The 20707-nt window shown below is 72.1% G+C and carries 18 protein-coding genes and 1 tRNA gene; 5 read left to right on the forward strand and 14 right to left on the reverse strand.

Annotated elements, in window-relative coordinates; genetic code table 11:
- The 4 genes from BF93_RS17710 to BF93_RS17725 form a co-directional block, all read right to left on the reverse strand.
- On the reverse strand, positions 1 to 2410 hold a 2410-nt coding region (locus BF93_RS17710), incomplete at its 3' end, for a choice-of-anchor G family protein (protein ID WP_038374499.1).
- Positions 2411 to 2772: 362 nt separating this feature from the next.
- On the reverse strand, positions 2773 to 3405 hold the full coding sequence (locus BF93_RS17715) for a hypothetical protein (protein WP_156954203.1): 633 nt from the start codon (positions 3403 to 3405) through the stop codon (positions 2773 to 2775).
- A gap of 114 nt (positions 3406 to 3519) precedes the next feature.
- Positions 3520 to 4845 carry a mechanosensitive ion channel gene (locus BF93_RS17720; protein ID WP_038374502.1) on the reverse strand — a complete coding sequence of 442 codons (1326 nt, stop codon included), beginning with the start codon at positions 4843 to 4845 and terminating at the stop codon, positions 3520 to 3522.
- A 160-nt stretch (positions 4846 to 5005) separates the two neighbouring features.
- Positions 5006 to 5473: a GNAT family N-acetyltransferase gene (locus BF93_RS17725; RefSeq protein WP_038374503.1), complete on the reverse strand. Its 468-nt coding sequence runs from the start codon at positions 5471 to 5473 to the stop codon at positions 5006 to 5008.
- Between the two features lie 150 nt (positions 5474 to 5623).
- On the opposite strand from BF93_RS17725, the gene BF93_RS17730 reads away from it, so the two are divergent.
- Positions 5624 to 6127: a heme-degrading domain-containing protein gene (locus tag BF93_RS17730; protein WP_051487169.1), complete on the forward strand. Its 504-nt coding sequence runs from the start codon at positions 5624 to 5626 to the stop codon at positions 6125 to 6127.
- Positions 6128 to 6322: 195 nt separating this feature from the next.
- On the opposite strand, the gene BF93_RS17735 is transcribed toward BF93_RS17730, so the two are convergent.
- A tRNA-Leu gene (locus BF93_RS17735) sits at positions 6323 to 6406 on the reverse strand.
- A gap of 230 nt (positions 6407 to 6636) precedes the next feature.
- Positions 6637 to 8097: an amino acid permease gene (locus BF93_RS17740; RefSeq protein ID WP_051487170.1), complete on the reverse strand. Its 1461-nt coding sequence runs from the start codon at positions 8095 to 8097 to the stop codon at positions 6637 to 6639.
- 67 nt (positions 8098 to 8164) lie between these two features.
- Between BF93_RS17740 and BF93_RS17745 the strand changes: the two genes are divergently transcribed.
- Together BF93_RS17745 and BF93_RS17750 are read left to right on the forward strand one after the other, a co-directional pair.
- A complete protein-coding gene (locus BF93_RS17745; RefSeq protein WP_156954204.1) occupies positions 8165 to 8605 on the forward strand; it encodes a MarR family winged helix-turn-helix transcriptional regulator in 441 nt (146 codons plus the stop codon).
- Positions 8602 to 9903: an MFS transporter gene (locus BF93_RS17750; RefSeq protein WP_038374506.1), complete on the forward strand. Its 1302-nt coding sequence runs from the start codon at positions 8602 to 8604 to the stop codon at positions 9901 to 9903. The genes BF93_RS17745 and BF93_RS17750 overlap by 4 nt, the downstream gene beginning before the upstream one ends.
- A gap of 306 nt (positions 9904 to 10209) precedes the next feature.
- Here the strand turns inward: BF93_RS17750 and BF93_RS17755 are convergent, their stop codons facing one another.
- The 6 genes from BF93_RS17755 to rpsF all read right to left on the reverse strand — a co-directional run bounded on the left by BF93_RS17755 (position 10210) and on the right by rpsF (position 13910).
- Positions 10210 to 11316: an IS110 family RNA-guided transposase gene (locus BF93_RS17755; RefSeq protein WP_038374508.1), complete on the reverse strand. Its 1107-nt coding sequence runs from the start codon at positions 11314 to 11316 to the stop codon at positions 10210 to 10212.
- Between the two features lie 288 nt (positions 11317 to 11604).
- Positions 11605 to 11838 (reverse strand): hypothetical protein, encoded by a 234-nt coding sequence (locus BF93_RS17760; protein WP_038374509.1) that lies wholly within the window; start codon positions 11836 to 11838, stop codon positions 11605 to 11607.
- A 310-nt stretch (positions 11839 to 12148) separates the two neighbouring features.
- Complete coding sequence (gene rplI, locus BF93_RS17765; protein ID WP_038374511.1) at positions 12149 to 12616, reverse strand: 50S ribosomal protein L9; 468 nt, start codon at positions 12614 to 12616, stop codon at positions 12149 to 12151.
- Between the two features lie 17 nt (positions 12617 to 12633).
- Positions 12634 to 12870, reverse strand: coding sequence for a 30S ribosomal protein S18 (rpsR, locus tag BF93_RS17770; protein ID WP_038374512.1), 237 nt, complete (start codon positions 12868 to 12870; stop codon positions 12634 to 12636).
- A gap of 75 nt (positions 12871 to 12945) precedes the next feature.
- A complete protein-coding gene (locus BF93_RS17775; protein ID WP_038374513.1) occupies positions 12946 to 13530 on the reverse strand; it encodes a single-stranded DNA-binding protein in 585 nt (194 codons plus the stop codon).
- 89 nt (positions 13531 to 13619) lie between these two features.
- Positions 13620 to 13910 (reverse strand): 30S ribosomal protein S6, encoded by a 291-nt coding sequence (gene rpsF, locus BF93_RS17780; protein WP_038374515.1) that lies wholly within the window; start codon positions 13908 to 13910, stop codon positions 13620 to 13622.
- Positions 13911 to 14142: 232 nt separating this feature from the next.
- On the opposite strand from rpsF, the gene BF93_RS17785 reads away from it, so the two are divergent.
- Positions 14143 to 16359 (forward strand): S9 family peptidase, encoded by a 2217-nt coding sequence (locus BF93_RS17785; RefSeq protein WP_038374516.1) that lies wholly within the window; start codon positions 14143 to 14145, stop codon positions 16357 to 16359.
- Between the two features lie 134 nt (positions 16360 to 16493).
- Here BF93_RS17785 and BF93_RS17790 read toward each other — a convergent pair whose 3' ends face one another.
- On the reverse strand, positions 16494 to 17114 hold the full coding sequence (locus tag BF93_RS17790) for a hypothetical protein (protein WP_038374517.1): 621 nt from the start codon (positions 17112 to 17114) through the stop codon (positions 16494 to 16496).
- Positions 17115 to 17286: 172 nt separating this feature from the next.
- Here BF93_RS17790 and BF93_RS17795 point away from each other — a divergent pair, with 172 nt between their 5' ends.
- Complete coding sequence (locus BF93_RS17795) at positions 17287 to 17931, forward strand: TetR/AcrR family transcriptional regulator (RefSeq protein WP_038374519.1); 645 nt, start codon at positions 17287 to 17289, stop codon at positions 17929 to 17931.
- 60 nt (positions 17932 to 17991) lie between these two features.
- Here the strand turns inward: BF93_RS17795 and BF93_RS17800 are convergent, their stop codons facing one another.
- Entirely contained in the window at positions 17992 to 20601 is a 2610-nt protein-coding gene (locus BF93_RS17800) for a transglycosylase domain-containing protein (RefSeq protein ID WP_084148678.1), read from the reverse strand.
- Positions 20602 to 20707 lie beyond the last annotated feature (106 nt).

Raw genomic sequence — 20707 nt, forward strand, 5'->3', positions numbered from 1 at the left:
AGACGTCCACAGCGGCCTCGGCGGAGTTGCCGTCGGCATCGGTGCCCGTGACGGTGTAGGCACCCGCCGGGGCATCGGCCGGGACCGGCAGCATCGTGCCGGCCGGAACGGCGCCCGCGTCGTCGGTCGTGACCGGGATCGGGTCGCCCAGCGGGGCGCCCGAGGGGTCGACCAGCTGGAAGGAGACCTCGGAGCCGGGGGCCCAGCCGCTGGAGGTCAGCTCCGTCTCGCCGCCGGCCGGGACCGGGGAGGACGCCTCGAGGACCGGGGCGATGGTGCCGGCCTCGGTCACCTCGAGAGGAGCCTGGACGGTCGCGCCCTGCGGGTCCGTGCCCACGATCGAGTAGTCGGCGCCGGGCGCCGCATCCTCGGGGACGGGGACGACGGTGCCCTCGGGCACGTTGCCGTCGGCATCCGTGGTCACCACGACCGGGTCGCCGACGGGCGAGCCGTCGGGGGCCGTGAGCTGCAGGGTCACATCGTCGTTCGGGAGCCAGCCCGTGGAGGTCACCGGGGACTCTCCGCCGGCCGGGGTCGGCGAGCCGGCCTCCAGCACGGGGGCGTAGACGTCGATCGCCGCATCGCCGGTGTTCCCGTCGGGATCGGTGAGGGTGATCGTGTACGCCCCGGCCGCCGCGTCCTCGGGGATCGGCACCACGGTGCCGGCCGGGAGGTCGCCGTTCGCATCGGTCGTGACCGGGATCGGGTCGCCGACGGGGTTCCCGTCGGGACCGGTCAGCTGCACCGACACCTCGGTGTTCGGCGACCAGCCGCCCGAGGTGATCTCGGACTCGCCGCCCGCGGGCACCGGCGAGGTCGCCTGGACCTCGGGGGTGATCGCGGTGCCGCAGGCGTCGATGCGGACGCCGGCGTTGCCGAAGCCGAGGCGCGCCGCGCCGCCGGCCACGCCGAAGCTCAGCGCGGAGACCTCGAGGCCCGTGAGGGTGGTCTGCCCGTCGGCGGTGGTGCACTCGACCTCGCGCTGGTGGTTGATCTGCACCGAGAACACGTTGGCCGCGATGAGCTCGAGGAAGGGATCGACGGCGGCACGCACCGGGACGGTGATCATATCCGTCTTGATGGTGGTGAATGCGTCGTACAGCAGCCCCGAGGGATCCGAGAGGGCGTCGTTGACAGGAGCCATGACGGTTCCCATGGTCCCGACGACCGTGTCGATGGTCGTGCAGGTGGCGAAGCCGGTCAGGCCTGCGGGGTTGCACTCGTAGTTGGAGACCTCCCCGGCGAGGGTCATGTCCCAGCTGGCGGTGGTGCCGTCGATCGCCGTGACCGTGGTGTGGATGTTGACGCTGTCGAGGGACGCGATCGCGGTGTCGACCGCGAGGGTGATGACCTCCTCGATCACGTCGTGCACGCTCGAGGCCACGAAGGGGTAGGTGTCCGAATCGATCAGCTCGGTGTTCGGATCCTGGTTGTTGAGGCCGACGGGACGATCGATCACGCCGTCGTCGTTGCCGCCGATGCGACCGAGGTCGACCTCCAGGGTGCCCTCGCCCAGGTTGATCGTGGCCAGGCCGTCGTCGGTGGAGATCTCGTCCAGGAGGATCGCGTTCATCACGTCCTCCTGGATGGTGCTGGTCACCTCGGTCTCGACGGTCATGCCCGGCAGCAGCGTGCCGAAGTTGAGGGCGGCGTTGATCGCCTCGACGACCGCGTCCTCCATCTGGCCCGCGGCATCGCTGACGCCGGCGCCGGCATCCTCGATGGCCGGCGAGTGCAGGTTCAGCTTCAGCTCGCCGATGCGGTACTGGCCCGCGCCGCCGACGCCGTCGGGGTCCAGGAAGGTGCCGTCCTCGGCGGTGACGTGCGCGCCGCCCAGGCCGAAGGACAGGTCCGCCTGGTCGATCATCTGATCGGTGATGCCGCTGGTGCCGGTCGCGTCGAAGACCGAGAGCAGGTCGATCTGCGCGGTGCCGAAGTCGCTGTCGGTGCCGTCGAGGGTGAGGCCGCCGTCGGCCCCGGCGATGCCGCTGATCGCGTCACCGTTCTGGCCGTCGGTGGCGGTGGCCTCCGACTGGATCACGCCGACCTCGCCGAAGGCGAGCAGCTGATCCAGCGGGATGGTGATGCCGTTGCCGAAATCGACGACTTCCCCGCCGGCGATATCGCCGCTGAACGGCTCGCGGTTGGGGCCCGGGTTCGACACGGAGCCCGCGTCGGACTGGGCGAGGGCGAGGAGATCCTCGCCGCCGAGCTCGAGGCCGGCGATGCTGGCCTCCGCCTCGGTGGGCTCATCAGGGTAGGTGTTCAGGCCCAGCGCAGATGCCGAGCTGGAGCCGACCAGGGTGCACACGACACCCAGCGCGAAGCCCGAGAAGAGCTTCGGTCGCCAGGCGACCCGTCGATCGGAGGGACGTGGCGCCGAGGCCGGTCCGGAGCGAGTGTCGAGCATGACAATCCTTCCACTGGATAGAAAGACGAGGGCGCCGTCGTGACCCATCGTTCGGCGACAGCACAGCCCCCTCACAGCCATCTAACATGAGAGCTTCATCACGAGTCCACTCCGTGGGATTCTTCGTGCAGGTGTCTGTTTTCTCGGCCCCCGGCATACCGGACTTTTGGCCAGGAACCGACGGCTTCATGGACAACTGTGAACTAATCCGCAGGTCAGAGCGCTCTTTCTGGACGAGAGGCCAGGAGTTCGCCGCCGCGGCGGCCGCAGCGGGCCCCGCGATCGTCCTCGGGGACCATCAGATCGCTTCCGCGCCCCTGACCGGCCGCGGAGCGTGTGATGTCCCGCACGAGGGGCCGATGTCAGCTGCCGAAGTCGACGTACCAGAGCCCGTCGGAGGCCCGGACCATCGGTGAGGGGAACTCCGTGCCGTAGACGGTCAGGCGGATGCTGCCGTCGCCCTGGACCTCGGTGTCGATCCCCTCCGGCGTGAGCAGCTCCCCGAGGTTCTTGAAGTCCTCGGTGGAGTCGGCGTCGGTGCTCGCGGCGAGGATCTCCTCGCAGTCGCGGATCCTGGCTCCGGCGAAGGGCTCCCGTGTGAACGGGTCGAGCATGACGCCGCACGCGGCGTCGTGATCGCCCCGGCCGAGCGCGCGGACGAAGACGAGGAACTGCGCCTTAGCGTCCTCCTCGTCCTGCGCGGAGACCCCGCCCTCGGAGGTCTCCTCCGTGGTGGGCTCCTGCGTGGTGGGCAGCGCGCTGGTGGCCTCCTCCGTCGGCTCGCCCGTGCTCGCCGTCCCGGCCGAGGGCGTCGGCGCGGTCGGACCGGAGCGGTCGTCCCCCTCGCGGTCGAGCACGAGCACGACCACCACGATCACCGCGGCGAGCAGCGCGAGGGCGAGGAGGCAGCCGCAGCCGATCCCGGCGTACATCGGCCAGCCTCCACGGCGGCGGGGCGCAGGAGGGCCGGGCAGGGGCGACGCGGAGTACGACATGACGAGCCTTTCGCGCGGAGGGTCGTGCAGAGCCGGGACGTCCCCGCGACGTGCGCAATGCGATGGACCCCGGCACCGATGGTGCCGGGGTCCGTCGTGGGATGCGAGTCGTGCTCAGATGCCGGAGGAGTCCGCAGTCGGTGCCGGAGGCGGCCCCTGCTGCTTCTTCTGCTCCATGCGGGCGAGCGTGCGGGCGGCGGCGTCGCGGCCGCCCAGGCCGAAGGCCAGGACCGCGGCCGCGGCGAGGCCGATGACCAGGGCGCCGAAGGCCATCTCGATGATTGAGTCGGCCACGCCCATGCTCTTGAGGCCCATGGCCACGAAGAGCGTGATCGTCACGTACTTGACGATGGTGGCCATCTGGCCGGAGAGCAGCTTCTCCAGGAAGGTGGCGATGAAGAAGCCGGCGGCGATGATCGCGGCGCCGAAGACGATGGATCCGCCGAGCTCGAGGATCTGGCTCAGCAGCGCCGTGATCTGCGGGAAGCCGAGCACCTGGGCCGCCATCACGGCGAAGAACAGCACGATCGCGATCTCCACGATCCGGGTGATGGCGGGGACGGCCGACTTGTCCGCGGGCAGGATGTCGAGCTTGCGCAGGTTCGCATCCAGGCCGGCGCCGGTCAGCACCTGGCCCAGCAGGTCGGAGGCGAAGCGGGCGATGATCACGCCGATGCCCAGCAGGACCAGGGCCGCGACGATGTTGGGGATGGCCGCCAGCAGCGTGGAGAGCATCTGCTCCGCGGGGCGGGAGATGCTCGCGATGCCGAGGATCTGCAGCGCCGCGATCGACACGAAGATCATGATGATCCCGAAGACGACGTTGCCGAGGATCTCCGCGATGTTCGGGCCGTCGGACTTCGCGGCGGCCGGGGCGGCGCCCGCGGCGGGGTGCCCGGGTGCCTGGCCGGCGGCGGGCGCCTGGCCGGCGGCCGGTGCCTGGGTATGGGTCGGAGCCTGCGCGAACGGGGCGCCGCTGTCGCCGGCGACCTTCGAGACGCCGGCCTTGGCGCGGCCCATGAGCTTGCCGAGGTCCACCGCGCCGAGGGCGGTGACGATCAGGGACTTGACGATCTTGGCGAGCATCAGGCCGATCATGAAGACGACGCCGGCGCCGATCACGTTGGGCAGGTACGTCAGCACCGTCCCGAGCATGGCGGTGACGGGGCTCAGCACGCCGTCGAGCTGGAAGATGCCCAGGATGACGATGAGGCCCAGCAGCCAGACCAGCAGGGAGGCGATCGCTCCGAGGGACTGGCCCAGGGACGCGGCGTCGACGCCCGGCCGATGCAGGAACCTCAGCTTCGTGGCCGCCTTCGCCACGAGGTTCTTCACGACTCCGGCCAGGATGGCCGTGATGATCAGGATGGCGATGGCGGCAAGAAGTCTGAATCCGAGCCCCACCCAGTCGTAGGAGGTCAAGGTGTCCACAGCGGTCATCTCCTCAGCAGTTCTGGAGTGCGCCGCGTCCGGGGATGTGACCTCGGTCGCAGCGCGCGAGCCACTTCAGGGTAATGACCTGGCAATCTGTTGACCAGGGGTTCCTGGGAATTTGATTACGAATCGGCTACGACCTGCGGTGTCAGAGGTGACCGATGGGTCATGCCGGGCGCAGGGACAGGGAGAAATAGGCCGAGCACGGGTCCTCCCGGTACTCGGCGAACGGGCCTGTCTGCGCGAATCCGTGCCGCGCGTAGAGCCGGTGCGCGGCGGCGAAGAAGGGATCGGTCCCGGTCTCCAGGGCGAGCGTCTCCAGGCCCTCCTCCCGCGCGAGGGCGATGATCCGGCCCAGCACCGCGGCGCCCACGCCCCGGCCCCGCGCCGGCGGGGCGGTGCGCATCGACTTCACCTCGCCGAGCCGCCCGTCATGGCGCTGCAGCGCCCCGATCCCGAGCAGGGTGCCGTCCTCCTCCCGGGCCGAGAGCAGGGTGATCGACGGATCGGCGAGGGCGTCCGGGTCCAGCGCGTGCACGCTCTCGGCCGGCGAGGTGCGGTGCATCTCGCCCAGGTGCTGGGCGAGCAGGGCGAGGACGTCGGCCCGGTGCGGGTCGTCCGCGGAGATGATCATGGGGTCCTTTCGTGGCGTGGGATCGCCCGCCAGTATCGGACGGATCTCTGCGCGAGCCTCACCCGGGGGCGGCGCGAGATCCGATCGTGATGTCGCGGCCGCGGCCGGGCCGCCTTGACCGGTCCGGCCGGGATTGCCACACTCGCCGGCATGACGCCCACGCTCCCGGAGCTGCTCGCCCAGGAGGACGCGCTGGCCCTCCCCCGCTTCACCCATGACGACGCCTGGTGGCTGGGCGGGCGCCTGGTGGACCTCGCCCGGGAGCGGGAGCTGCCGATCCTCATCGACATCCGCCGCGGCGAGCTGCAGCTGTTCCAGCACGCCCGCCCCGGCACCAGCCCCGACAACGCCTCCTGGGTCGCCCGGAAGAACGCCGTGGTGCGGCGCTTCGGCCATTCCTCGCTGCTGATGGGGCAGAAGTACCGCGACCGCGGGACCACCTTCGAGGAGGCCACCGGCCTGCCCCGGGACCGCTATGCGGCCCACGGCGGCGCGTTCCCCCTGATCGTCGCAGGGGCTGGCGTCATCGGGACCGCCACGGTCTCCGGACTCGCCCAGGTCGAGGACCACGCCCTGGTCGTCGAGGGGCTCCAGGCGCTCCTCGCGGAGCAGCGCGGGAGCGCGGCGCAGGAGGGGGCCGACGCGGGGCCGTGATCCCCCGAGGGCGGCGGGGCCCGGAAGGGTCGTAGGGCCCTGGGTCGTAGGGCCCTGGGTCGTAGGGCCCTGGAGGGTCGTAGGGCTCTGGAGATTCACAGAGCCGGGGCGGGGGTGCGGCTCCTCGTCCGCGCAGCGCTGCGGCCGGGAATGCGAGAACCCCGGCTCACCAGGTGAGCCGGGGTTCTCATGCGGTGCGCGAGGGGGGAGTTGAACCCCCACGCCCTTTCGGGCACACGGACCTGAACCGTGCGCGTCTGCCTATTCCGCCACTCGCGCATCTCTCCGGCGCCGGGTTGTAACCCACCGAAGCCGAAGGTTCCTTCAGCTTACCTGCTGGTCTGCGAAGTCCCAAACCGCCGGGGCCGATGGTAACCACGATCACGTTGCCGGCCGCGACAGAGCGGCAGAGGCCCTCCGCCAGCGGGCGCCGATGCCCTCCGCCGGCGGGCAGCAGCGGCCTCCGCCGGCGGGCGGCAGCGGCCTCCGTCAGCGGACGGCGGCCTCCGTCACCGGACGGCGGCGGCCTCCGCCTCGGCCTCGGCGGCCTCCGCGAAGGCGGCATCGGTCGCGGCGGGGTCGATCCGGTGGCGCACGACCACGACGTACAGGACCGTCACCAGCAGCACGACCGGCACACCGACCAGGGCCGCGAGCTGCAGGTCGCGCACCACGGCGATGGTCGCGAACACGCCGACCACTCCGACCAGGCCCGCGACGGCGGTGGCGACGCCGCCGGGCAGGCGGAAGGTCTCCTGGCCGTCGCGGCCGCGCCAGTAGGAGATGTAGCTGATCAGGATCAGCGCCCACACCAGCAGCACGGAGAACACCACGAGGCTCATCATGTAGCCGAACACGCCGCCGGCACCGGTGAAGGCGAGCACCGCCGCCAGGACGATGCCGGCGGTGCTCATGGCGATCCCGCGCACCGGAACGTGGCGGGGAGAGAGCCGGTGGAGGAAGGCCGGGGCCATCGCATCGGCCGAGAGCGAGTGGAGCATGCGGCTGCCGGCGTAGAGGTTCGCATTGGCCGCCGAGAGCGCCGCGATGAGCACGATGATGTTCGTCAGCGAGGCGGCGCCCGGGATGCCGATCCGGTCGAAGACCAGCACGAAGGGGCTCGCGGTGACGTCCTCCCCGGCGCCGGAGGCCTGCTGCCACGGCAGCAGCGCGACGACCAGGCCCACCGCGAGGACGTAGAAGAAGGCCAGGCGGATGATCGTGGTGCGCGCCGCGGTGCGGATCGCGGTGCCGGGATCCTTCGCCTCGGCCGCGGTGATCGACAGCAGCTCGATGCCGCCGAAGCTGAACATCACCACGCTCATGGCGATCCAGATCGAGGCCGCGCCGTTCGGGAGGAAGCCGCCGTCGCCGGTGAGGTGCGTCAGCCCCGGGGCCGGGGAGCTGGGCAGCCCCACGAACACGAGGAACGCGCCGATGAGGATGAACACGAGCACGGCGACGACCTTGATGCTCGAGAGCCAGAACTCGATCACGCCGAAGGAGCCGACGCTGGCGAGGTTGATGCCCACGATGATGGCAGCGAACAGCACGATCCCGGCCCACAGCGGGACGCCGGGCGCCCAGTAGGTGAGGTACGTGGCGCAGGCGACGAGCTCGGCCCCGGTCACGCAGATGGTGACGAACCAGTACAGCCAGCGGGTCAGGTACCCCCAGTACGGGGAGAGGAAGCGGGCGGCGAGGGTGCCGAAGCCGCCGCGCACGGGGTAGCGCGAGGCCATCTCGCCCATGCTCAGGGCGATGGTCGCGGCGATCGCGGAGCCGAGGGCGAAGCAGACGATGACGGCGGGACCGGCGATGCCGATCGCGGCGCCCGAGCCGAGGAACAGCCCGGTGCCCAGGGCCGAGCCCATGGCGATCATGGCCATCTGCCCGTGCGTCAGCGAACGGGACAGGGAGCTTCCGGCGGGCGCCGCGGGGGATGCGGAGGAGGAGGGTGCGGAGTTCACCCCAGGGATCCTACGGGCGCGGCGCCCCCGCTTGCAGTAGTTAGCAATCCTAACTACAGTGGGGGACGTGACCTCCCCCGACCCTGCCCTCTCCCTGGTCCTGGCGTGCAGCCGCTTCGCCCGGCTCTCCACCCGGATGGCCGATGTCGGCGTCTCCTCCGTGACCTGGCGCATCACCGCGACTCTCGAGGCCCGCGGGCCGATGCGGCTGTCGGAGATCGCCGCCCGCGAGCAGGTCGCCCGACCCACCGCCACCGCCGCCGTCCAGCGGCTCGAGGCGGAGGGTATCCTCTCGCGCCGACCCGACCCGGAGGACGCCCGCTCGGCCCTGATCGAGCTGACCCCCGCGGGACGCGAACGCCTCGCCGCCTGGCGCGAGCGCCTGGCCGCCACGGTGGCCGAGCTGCTCGCCGACGTCCCCGCCGAGGACCGCGCCGCGCTCGAGCACGCGAGCGAGGTCCTGCACCGCATCATCGACACCTCGGAAGGAACGCTGCCCCCCGCATGAGCACCACCTCGACCCCCTCGACCACCGCCTCCCCCTCCTCCTCGCTGCTGGGCGACGCCTTCCGCCAGCCGCGCGCGGTCTGGGCGATCGCCTTCGCCGCGACCGTGTCCTTCATGGGCATCGGACTGGTCGACCCGATCCTCCCGGCCATCTCCACCGAGCTGGACGCCTCCCCCACCCAGGCGATGCTCCTGTTCACCAGCTACCTGTTCATCACCGCGATCGCCATGCTCTTCACCAGCTGGGCCTCCTCCCGGCTGGGCGTGAAGCGCACGCTGCTGACCGGGCTCGCACTGGTCGTCGTCTTCGCGGCGCTGTGCGCGGCGTCCGGCTCCGTCGGCGAGATCATCGGCCTGCGCGCCGGCTGGGGCCTGGGCAACGCCCTGTTCATCTCCACCGCCCTGGCCGCGATCGTCGGCGCCAGCGCCGGACCGAGCGCCGGGGCGATCATCCTCTACGAGGCCGCGCTGGGACTGGGCATGGCGGTCGGGCCGCTGCTGGGCGGGCTGCTGGGCTCGGTGTCCTGGCGGGCCCCCTTCGCCGGCACGGCCGTGCTGATGGCCGTCGGCTTCCTCGCGATCACCGCCCTCCTGCGCGCCGAGCCGCGACCGGCCCGGGTCTCCCCGCTGGCCTCGATCCGCGCCCTCGCCCACCCCGCGCTGCGCACCCTCGCGCTGACCGCCGTGTTCTACAACTTCGGCTTCTTCACCCTGCTGGCCTACTCGCCCTTCCCGCTCGAGGCCGCGGCCGCCGCGCAGGGCACGGAGTTCGGGGCCATGGGCATCGGCGGGGTGTTCTTCGGCTGGGGCCTGGCCCTGGCGATCACTTCCGTGCTGGTCGCCCCGGTCCTCACCCGCCGCTTCGGACTCCTGCCCACCCTCGTGGCGACCCTGGGCCTGCTCACGCTGGTGCTGCTGGCCCTGGCCCTGCTGCACACCTCCATGGTCGGCATGATCGTGGGCATCGTGATCGGCGGGCTGCTGCTGGGCGTGCTGAACACCGTGCTGACCGAGACGGTCATGGAGGCCACCGACCTCCCGCGCGGCGTGGCCAGCTCCGCCTACTCCGGAGTGCGCTTCCTCGGCGGGGCCGTCGCCCCCGCCGTGGCCGGCCCCCTCGCGGCCGCCGCCGGGGCCGCCGCCCCCTATGAGCTCGCCGCCCTCGCCATCGTGATCTCGATCGTCATGCTGCTGGTGGGCCGCCGGCACCTCGCTGCGGTGGGCGGGGACCACGGCGCCGCGCCCCACCTCGACGCCCGCTCGGAGGCCGAGGCCATCACCGCCGGCGACGAGGCCTGATATGAGGGGTTGCCCTGTCAAGAGGGCAAGGTGAAGCGGGGCATCCGTCCGTCGGCGGGTGCCCCGCTTCGTCGTCCCTGCGGCAGGGCAGGGGTCCTGGTGCGGGCGTGTCGTGATGACGCGTGGTCAGTCTGATATTCGCGGGTTGGTCACCGCATGTCGCTGTTCCGGCGTGAGGAGCGATGCTGGTCTGAGGTCGAGCGTGGCCACGACGTGTCGTGACTGCTCACAGGCCTTCCGCTGGTCTCCTCGGCGCGCTGCACGCTGCCAGGACCCCGGGCCGGGCCCGAGGGGCGAGTCCAGGAGTCAGGCGTCCATCGTGGCCACCGACCAGCACCAGCCCGCGAGCTCGCGAGCGATCGCGGTGTTCGCGACCGTGTGCTTCTTCTTGTGCGCATCCAGCACCAGCCAGCGGCGGTGCAGACGCCGGTTCCCGGCATCAGCCCGCGCGACCACCGCGGCCGGCGCCACCGCCCACCGGTCCCGCATGACTTTCCCCGGCCGATACTGCGGCTTGTGGTGCCAGGCCGCCTCGATCAGCAGCCGCCTCGCGTGCGTGTTGCCGGTCTTGGTGATCCTGCCCTGGGAGCGTGACTGTCCGGAGGAGTTCTCCGAGGGGACCAGCCCGAGATACGCCGCGATGGACCGCCCGGTGAAGCGGTGCCAGTCCCCGATCTCCACCGCGAGCGAGAACGCGGTCAGCGTGGAGATCCCGCGCAGGCACGCGATCCGCCGCGTGAGCGCGGTCCACTCCGAATCCTCGGCCAGGGCGAGGATCTGCGCGTCCAGCCGGTTCCGGCGGGCCAGGGCGTGCTCGACGGCGTCGTGGTAGTCATCGAACACGACCCGGGAGACCTCGCCGAACAGCTCCACGTCCCGGTGGGCCATCTGTCGCATCCATGCCTCGTGCTTGAGGGTCCAGGCGTCGCCGTCGGTGTAGTAGTGGCCGTGGCGCAGGAGGTATTTCCCCAGCCGGTGCCGGGCGGTCATCAGGTCCCGCCGCGCATCATCGCGGGCGCGCACGAGATCGCGGACGACCTCGCGGGAGCGTTCCGGGATCGCGACCGGGGTGATCGAGTCGTTACGGGCCAGACGCGCCAGCAGCAGGGCATCGTTCTTATCCGTCTTGATCTTCTCGCCCGGCGGGCGCAGCAACTTCGACGGAGCTGCGACCTGGACCGCGAACCCGGCCTCGATCAAGGCCCGGGCGAGCTCGAAGCCGGTCGGGCCGGCCTCATAGGTGAACCGGATCGTGCCATGCTCAGCAGCGATCTGGGTGGCGTAGTCGCGGACCAGAGCTGTATCGGCGGGAATGGATTGGTGGATGATCTCGCCCGTGACCGTGTCGATCGCGCAGGCCTTCACACTGCGGGCATGGACATCCAGCCCCACGCTAGTACGCTCGATGAACACCGGGGCCTCCTCTGCATGTCGGCACCCCGACCCCGACCGGTCAGGGCGATCCACGAACTCTGCACGGTGAGGCCCCGGCCCACAAGACCACCGGAACCCGCCGCCCTCATAGGGTCTGAGCCCGGAGCCCGGGCCGCAGGCGTGGGCGGGCACGATCGGCTGCGTCAGGGCCGTGAGCCCGGCGATCGCCGGGCTCGCGGCCCTCAGATCGCCGTCCGTGCCCGCCGGGCTCGGCCCGGCCCGGCCCCGTGGGCGTCGCGAGGCCCGCTGCTCGTGATTCCCGCGAGGTCACCTCGCGGCCGGCGCGTCCTCATCCTCGTCCCGCGGGGCGATGTCGGGGCGGGCGTCGCCGTACAGCCGGCGCTTGAGGAGATCGGCCACGACGAGGGAGATCAGCACCCCGATCAGGGTGACCGTCACCTTGTCGTTCCCCGCCAGGGGCGACAGGTACGCGATCAGCGCCGTCGCTGCCAGCAGTGCCCCCACGATCAGGGTGATCCCCTTGTTCCCGATGATCAGCATGCTCCTCACACTATCGCCGGCCGCGCCGGCGGGCGTGCCGCCGGGCGTGCCGACGACGAGGCCTGGGCCCGGAGCCCCGACCGTGGGCGCGGGCGTGCACGAACGGCTGCGTCAGGGCCGCGAGCCCGGCGATTGCCTGGCTCGCGGCTCTCAGACCGCCATCCGTGCACGCCGAGGGCGCACCGAGGGGCGCGCCGGGGGGCCCCGGGGCCCGCGCCGGGGATGCAGAAGCGCCCCGCACCGTGAGGGTGCGGGGCGCTTCCGATGTCCGCCGTCGGGCCGGAGCCCGGCGATCAGCGCGCGAGCGCGATCAGACGGTGGCGCCCTTGGCCGCGACGACCTGGATCACCAGGTTCGCGAAGACGTCCTCGTGCAGACGCACGGTCGCCTTGTGCTCGCCCAGGGACTTGATCGGGGCCACGAACTCGACCGCGCGGCGGTCGATGTTCTTGCCGTGCACCGCTGCGATGCCCTCGGCGACCTCCTTGGAGGTGACGGCGCCGAAGAGGCGACCGCCCTGGCCGGCGCGCTCGGCGACGACGACCGGCTTGGACTGCAGCAGGTCCTTGAGGGACAGCGCCTCTTCGAGGGTCGCGATCGCACGCTTGCCACGGGCGGCGCGGATCTGGTCGAGCTGGCGCTGGCCGCCCTTGGTCCACGGGGTCGCGAGACCGCGCGGGAGCAGGAAGTTGCGCGCGTAGCCGTCCTTGACCTCGACGACATCGCCCGCGGTGCCGAGGCCGGTGACCTCGTGGGTGAGGATGAGCTTGCTGGTCATGTGCTTCCCTTCCTCGCTCAGCGACCGGAGGTCGAGTAGGGCAGCAGGGCGATCTCGCGGGCGTTCTTCACGGCCTTCGCGATCTTGCGCTGCTCCTGCACGGACACGCCGGTGACGCGCCGCGCGCGGATCTTGCCGCGGTCGGAGATGAACTTGCGCAGCAGAGCTGCGTCCTTGTAGTCGACGGTCTCGACGCCCGCTGCCTTCAGCGGGTTCTGCTTCTTCTTCGGCTTACGAAGAACAGGCTTCGCCATCGTGGTGCTCCTTCTTCTGTATGGAGCCCGGGCATGCACCCGGGATGGATTGGTTCTCTACGGGGTGGCGGCCGATCAGAACGGCGGGTCGTCGTACCCGCCCTGCTGGTTGCCGCCTGCCCACGGATCCGCGCCGGCGCCGCCGGGGTTGCCCTGGCCGCCGTAGCCGCCCTGACCGCCCTGGTTGCCGCCGAAGCCACCGCCCTGCGGTGCACCCTGGGGCGCCCCGCCGAAGCCGCCGCCCTGGGGGGCGCCGCCTCCGCGCTGGCCTCCGCCGAAGCCGCCACCGCCGCCGCGCTGCACCTTGGTGGGCTTGGCGGTCGCGTAGCGGAGCGAGGGGCCGATCTCCTCCACATCGAGCTCGATGGAGGTGCGGTTGTTGCCCTCGCGGTCGGTGTAGGAGCGCTGCTTGAGGCGACCCTGCACGACCACGCGGGTGCCCTTCTCGAGGGACTCGGCCACGTTCTCCGCGGCGTCGCGCCAGATCGAGCAGCGCAGGAACAGGGCCTCGCCGTCCTTCCACTCGTTCGCCTGACGATCGAACGTCCGAGGCGTCGAGGCGACGGTGAAGTTGGCGACCGCCATGCCGGACTGCGTGAAACGCAGCTCGGGGTCAGCGGTGAGGTTGCCGATCACGGTGATGACGGTGTCTCCGGCCATGGATGCTCCTGTGCTCCGGGTGCGGGGGTGACGGATCTGGATCCGTGGTGGTCGCGACCGCCCTCAGACGAGGCCGGTCGCGGAGGACGTCACTTGGCGTCGAGGCGCATCAGCTTGGTGCGCAGGACCGACTCGTTCAGGCCCAGCTGGCGGTCCAGCTCCTGAGCGGTCGCAGAGGTCGCGGTGAAGGTGAGGACGATGTAGATGCCCTCGGTCTTCTTGTCGATCTCGTAGGCGAACTTCCGCTTGCCCCAGACGTCGACGTTGTCGACGGTGCCGCCCTCGTTGGGGACGACCTGGACAAGCTTCTCGAAGGTCCCGGTGACGGTCCGCTCGTCGACGGACGGGTCGAGGATGACGACCATTTCGTATGTGCGCATGTTCGAGTACCCACCTCCTGTGGTCTTCGCGGCCACGGTCTCTCCGTGGCAGGAGGGTTCATGCCATCCGGCCGCGCATCGGCGACGCGCGGGACGGACCGTGCAAGCCTACCCGTCGCCCGGGACCTCCGATAGGGCACGATCAGCCGGTGCGCCCCGGATCACAGCACGGCTGCGATCACGCTCTCCGCGGCGCCCCGTGACCTGCGACACGCGCTGATAGGTTCACGGGGTGCTCCCCGGCGACATCACCCACCTCACCTCCCTGTCCCGACCGGTCCTCGCGCCCGACGGCAGCTTCGCCGTCTACGCCTCGTCCCGCCCTGACCTGCGCGCGGACCGCGCGGTGGGGCAGCTCTGGCGCGTCGACCTGCTCCCGCCCGATCCCGCCGACGGCACGGGCGCGGCGCGCGCGGCGGGTCCGCCGCGACGCCTGACCCGCGGGGTGTCGGACACGAGCCCGGCGCTCTCGCCCGACGGCCGCGTCATCGCCTTCCTGCGGGCCGATGACCGGGGCCGCCGCCAGATCCACCTGGTCGACGCCCGCGGCGGCGAGCCCCGGGCGATCACGACGCAGCTGCTGGGGGTGGACGCCTTCACCTGGTCGCCCGACGGCTCCTGCCTGGCGTTCACGGCCCGGGCGGCCGAGCCGGGACGGTACGGCGACGTGCCGGGCCTGGCGCCGGAGGCGGAGCGTCCGCGGCGCGTGACGGGCCCGCGCTGGCACGCCAACGGCGTCGGCTGGACGGCGGACCGGCCCGCGCACGTCTTCGTGGTGCCGGCCGTCTCCGTCGAGGAGGAGCCGGCCTACCCCGTGGCCCCGCATCCCGACGGCCCGCTGGCTGCGGTGCCGCCGGTGCGGTGCGTGCAGCTCACGGCGGGCCGCGCCGAGCACGGACCGATCTGCTTCGCCGCCGACGGCGCGCAGGTGCTCGCGGTCCGCGAGGATCCTGCGGCCGACATCGGCGACCTGCGCACCGAGGTCATCGCGATCCCGGTTCCTGCGCCCGCGCCGGGGCCGGACGGCTTCGCGGACGGTCCCGACCGGGACGGGTCCGGCGGGGACCGTCCCGACGGGGACGGCTCCGACGGGGAGTGCGCGCCGGCCGCGCCCCGGATCCTCGTCCCGCGCGAGGAGGGGCTGCGCATCCAGCGGATCGGCATCGGCCCCGGCGGGGCCCCCGCGATCCTCGCCAGCCGGCCGATCGACGGGCGCGACCCGATCGCGCCGGACGTGGCCCTGTGGCTGCTGGAGGAGGCGGGGCCGCGCCGGCTCACCGATCCGGAGACGCTGGACGTGGGCGCGGCCGGATCGGAGATCATCGCGCTCGGCGAGGACGTGCTGCTGCGCGCCGCCCGCCGCGGCCGCGTGCACCTGGTGCGGGTGTCCGCCGACAAGATCGTGCGCGATGTCGTCGCCGGCGACGTGGTGGTGGGCGGCGCCGATGCGGTGCTGCTCGCCGCCGCACCCGCTCCCGGCGAGGACGGGAGCGACGGCGAGGACGGGAGCGACGTCGAGAAGGGCCGCCGCGGCCCCCGCGAGATCGTGCTGGCGTCCCTGGCCTCGCCGGTCTCCTCCGGTGTGCTGGTTGCGGCGGGCGATGATCCGGCCGCGCCCGCGCTGCTCGTCGACGCCGGCGCCTCGCTCCGGGAGGTCACGGAGATCGCTCCCTCGCAGGAGCTGGAGATCATCGGCCGCAGCGGGTACCCCGTCCACGGCTGGCTCACCCTGCCGCCCGGCGCCCCCGCGGCAGGCTCCGGCGCGATCCCGCTGATCCTCCTGATCCACGGCGGCCCGTACGCCGCCTACGACGTGGCCGTCTTCGACGAGGTGCAGACCCTCGTCGAGGCGGGGTACGCCGTCGTGCACGGCAACCCGCGCGGTTCGGCCGGCTACGGCCGTGCGCACGGGCGCGCCGTGAAGGGGGCCTTCGGGACGGTCGACGCGGAGGACGTGATCGATCTGCTCGAGGGCGCGCTGGCCGCGGATCCGCGGCTGGACGGCCGGCGCCTGGGGATCATGGGCGGCTCCTACGGCGGCTACCTCACCGCCTGGATCATCGCCCACGACCACCGGTTCCGCGGCGCCATCGTGGAGCGCGGCTTCCTGGACCCGGTGAGCTTCCAGGGCACCAGCGACATCGGCTCGTACTTCGGCGACCAGTACATCGGCACCGAGCGCGAGGACATCGAACGCCAGAGCGCCTTCGCGCGGGCCGGGGCCGTGCGCACGCCGACCCTCGTCATCCATTCCGAGCAGGACCTGCGCTGCCCGCTCGAGCAGGGCACCCGCTACTACGCGGCGCTGCAGCGCGCGGGCGTGGAGACGGAGATGCTCATCTTCCCCGGAGAGGACCACGAGCTCACCCGCTCCGGCCGCCCCCGTCATCGGGTGGAGCGCTTCGAGGCCGTCCTGGAGTGGTGGGAGCGCCGCCTCGGCGGCGCCTGACCCCCGATCGGCCCGGCCGTCCCCCGGCCGGGCCGATCTCCCGAACCGGCCGGGCCGCCGAGGGCGGTGCGACCGGTTCCCCCGACCAGCCCGGCCGCTCCCCTCGGGCGGCCGGGCCGGTGGTCTGCGTCGGCTCAGAACACCTCGATGACGGCGCCGGTGAGGTCGGTGCGCACGGTGGCGCTGTCGCGCTCGGACGCGACGCTCACGAGCATCTGCAGGTCCAGGGAGGTCGGCGTGTTCCGGCTGATGCTGATCCCGGTGGACTGCCCGCCCTCGATCTCGGAGGCCCCCGGGGCGGACTCGACCGCCGCGACGACCCCGGCGGGATCGATGTCGTCGGTGCTGAACACGTTCTGCTCGAGGGCCTCGACATCGCCGCCGTAGTCCACGGGGACGGGCTCCTCGGAGAGCTCGCCGTCGGTGCACGACCAGGAGTTCAGCTCGCCCGGGGCCGCGGGGTCCACGGCGTCGAACGTGATGTAGCCGCTGGCGAGGGTGATGTGGGTCAGCTGCGCGGGCGAGGCGCCCACCCGGTCCTCGAGGGCGGTGATCGCAGCATCGACGTCCTCGGCCGTGAGGTCGCTCAGGAACGTCGCGGCATCCGCCTGCGCACCCGCCTTCGCGTCCTGGAAGGAGGTCGGGGCCTCGTCGCCGCTGTCGCCGATGCCGAGCACCCCGCAGGAGCTGAGGGCGGCGGTCAGGAGGATGGCGGCGGCGGCGCGGGCCGTGCTCCGCGGGAGGGTTGCGCGCATGGGGTGTCCTTCTCGGATGCGGGATGGGCCGGCCGGGCCCTCGGCCGGGCCGGGACGCATGCCCGCGGACCGCGAGGTGCGGGCCATGCGCCGCACACATGCTATCGCAACATGACGTTGCATTAGTGGGCGCGGGTTCGGGCCGATGTCGACCGGCAGGGATACTGGGGCGATGGCCGAGCAGGAGCAGACCCCGCAGCGGCGCCCGGGCGGCCGCAGCGCACGCATCCAGCAGGCGGTCTTCGCCGCCGTGCTCAAGGAGGTCGTCGCACAGGGCTATGCGAAGGCGACCCTGGGTGCGGTCGCCGAACGCTCCGGCGTGCACCGCACGACCATCTACCGGCGCTGGTCCGATCTCGACACCCTGCTCGTGGAGGCGCTGCGAGACCGCTCCGGCCATCCCGTCGTGCCCCGGGACACCGGCGCCCTCGCCACGGATCTCGCGGCGTACGCGCAGGACATCGTGGAGGTCCTCGCCGCGGACACCGGGCGGATCATCAGCGCGGTGCTCGGCTCCGAGGCGGCGCGCCTGGACGGGGTGCGCGGGATCCTCGGCGAGGTCCTCACCACGCGCCGGCCCCTCTCCTCGGAGATCGTGCGGCGGGCCGTCGCCCGCGGAGAGGCCCCCCGCGGGACCGTCGACGTCGAGGTGATCGACCACCTCGTCGCGCCGCTGTACTTCCGCCTGCTGCTGACCGGCGAGCCCCTGGACACGGACGTGGCCCGCCGCTGCGCCGCAGCCACCACGGCAGCGGTCCGCGCCGGCATCTTCGTCCGGGAGCCGGGCCCGGCCAGCGGTTCTCCCAGCGGCCGATGAACGCCGCAGCGCCCTGCACCAGGGCGGTGCAGGGCGCTGCGGCGGGCTGTCGTCGCGGGATCAGGCGGTCCGGCCGGTCCCTTCGGTCGGGGCGTCGGTGGGCTGGCCGCGGTCCCTCCGCGTGTCGCCTCTGCCCGGGGAGCCGTCTCCCTGCTCCGTCTCGCCGCCGGCCTGCTCCTCCCCGTCGTCCTCGGACTCCTCGGTGGCGTCGGCCTCCGGTTCCCCGGACGTCGGGGCCTCCGACGTGGGAGCCTCCGAGGACGGCTCCTCGGTGGCCGGGGCCTCGGAGCTGGGCTCCTCCGTGGTGGGCGCCTCGGAGCTGGGCTCCTCGGTCGGCTCCTCGGACGGCTCCTCGGTGGGCTCCTGGGTCGTGGGCTCCTCGGTCGCAGGGGCCTGGGTGGTGCGCGAGGGCTCGTCCTCGTCGTCGTCCTGGGTCTCGCGCGGGCGCTGGTTGTCCAGGCGCACGGCCTCCGGGAAGTCGAGCTTCTCCTGGCCCTCGAGGGAGGGCTTCATGATGCCGGTCCAGATCTGCGTCGGGAACGAGCCGCCGGTGATGCGGTCCACGCCGCCGAAGGGCGTGAGGGACTGCTGGGAGCCGTCCTCGCCGGGCTGGAACATGCCCACGGCCGTCACCAGCTGGGGCGTGAAGCCGACGAACCAGGCCGAGCGGAAGCTCTCGGAGGTGCCGGTCTTGCCGGCGACGGGGCGCCCGTCCATGTTCTGGCGGATGTAGCGGGCGGACCCGGTGCTGGGCGGGCCCTGCAGGGCCACGGTCGCGTTGATGGCGACCCCCTCGTCCAGCACCTCCTTGGGGGCCTTCTCGTGCTCGTACTCGGTGCTGCCGTCGGGGTTGGTCACGGACTTGACCATGTACGAGGGGTTGTAGTCGCCCTGCGCCGCGATCGTCGCATAGGCCTCGCCCATCTCCAGCACCGTCGGGCTGGCCGAGCCGAGCACGTTGGAGGGGTAGGCGTCCAGGTCCGGGGTGTCCTCGGGCAGGCCCAGCTGGATCGCGACGTCCCGCGTGCGCTCCGGCCCGATCTCGAGGTTCAGCTCCGCGAAGGCGGTGTTGATCGAGTGCGTGACCGACTCGGTGAGGGTGACGCTGCCGTAGGAGACGTCGCTGAAGTTCTTCACCCGCCAGTCGTCGCCGGGGACGTCGAAGGTGCGGGGCGAGTTCCCGTTGAACCGCGAGTTCAGGCTGTAGCCGTCCTCGAGGGCGGCCACCAGCGTGAAGGTCTTGAAGATCGAGCCGGCCTGCATCCGGGACTGGCTGGCGTCGTTGTAGGACTGGGTGACGTAGTCCGCGCCGCCGTACATGGCCTTGATCGCGCCGGTGGACGGGTCGATCGTGATGGTGCCGATGCGGTTGTTGGCGGGCCGGTCGTCGGGGAGGTCCTCGATCGCATCGACCGTGTTCTGCTGGATCGCGGGGTCGATGGTGGAGACGATCGTGTACCCGCCGGTGTCGATGTCGTCCTCGTCGAAGCCCTGACGCTTCAGCTCCGACTTCACGTACGCGATGAGGTAGCCGTTGGGGCCGGCGAGCGCGTTGGAGTTCGCGTTGTCGACCGTCGCCGGGAACTCGAGCGCCTCGGCCTCGTCGGCGGTGAGCGTGCCGGTCACGTTGACCTGCCGCTCGATCACGCGGTCCCACAGGGACGCGGCGCGCTCGGGGTTCTTCGCCGGGTCGTAGACCGAGGGCGCCGGGATCACGGCGACCAGCAGCGAGGCCTCCGCGTCGGTGAGGTCCTTCGCGTCCTTGCCGAAGTAGGCCTGGGAGGCCTCCTGCACGCCGTAGGCGCCGCGGCCGAAGTAGATGGTGTTGAGGTAGCGCGAGAGGATCTCGTCCTTGGACAGGGACTGATCCGCCTTCAGCGCCATCATCGCCTCCTGGGCCTTGCCCCAGTAGGAGGTGTTGGTGCCCGTGTAGTAGCGCTCGACGTACTGCATGGTGATCGTCGAGCCGCCCTGGCGGGCGTTGCCGGAGAGGTTGTTCACCAGGGCGCGCACGATGCCGCGCGGGGAGACGCCGCGGTTCTCGTAGAAGGTGGAGTCCTCGCTCGCGACGACCGCCTCCTTGACGTTGTCCGGGATCTCGTCGCTGGGGATGATCGTACGGTTGACCTGGGAGAACTTCCCCATCTCCGTGGTGCCGTCGGCGAAGTACACGCGCGAGGACTGGGCGACGGCGACATCGCTGGGCTCGGGCACATCGGTGGTCTTGTACATCCACACGGCGAAGGAGACGCCGGCGATCACGAGCAGCGCGAAGGCGCCGATGATCATGCGCAGCGAGGGGAACCAGCGCCACACGCCCTTCTTCCCGGCGCGCGGGTAGTTCAGGAGGTTCTTGCGCGGCTTCGCGCGCGCCAGTCCCGCCCCGCCCGCGGCGGCCGCGGTCGTCGCCGCGCCCTGGGAGCGGGAGGTCCCCTTGGTCGAGCCCGTGCGCGAGGACGAGCCTGCGGAGCCGCCCTTCGCCCCGGACCGTGCCGCGGCGCCGCCGGCGGCCCCGGCTCCTGCCGCGGCGTTGCGCTTGGTGCGGGAGGTGCCCTTCACCTCACCAGGGGTCTTGCCCCCGGGAGCGGCGGGGCTGCGGCGGACGCCGGCTGCGCGTCGCGCGCCGGGCTTGCCCGAACCGGGGCTGGACGAGCCGCGGGAATCGCTCATGGTGGCTCCTGCTTCCTGGCCGACTGGCTTCCTGGACGATCTGGGGCACGAACCGCCAGGGGTCCGCGATCATTCAGTATGGGCGCGCACGGCAGGCACGGATACG

The sequence above is a fragment of the Brachybacterium phenoliresistens genome, assembly GCF_000576425.1.
In the GTDB taxonomy this organism is placed as follows: Bacteria; Actinomycetota; Actinomycetes; order Actinomycetales; family Dermabacteraceae; genus Brachybacterium; species Brachybacterium phenoliresistens.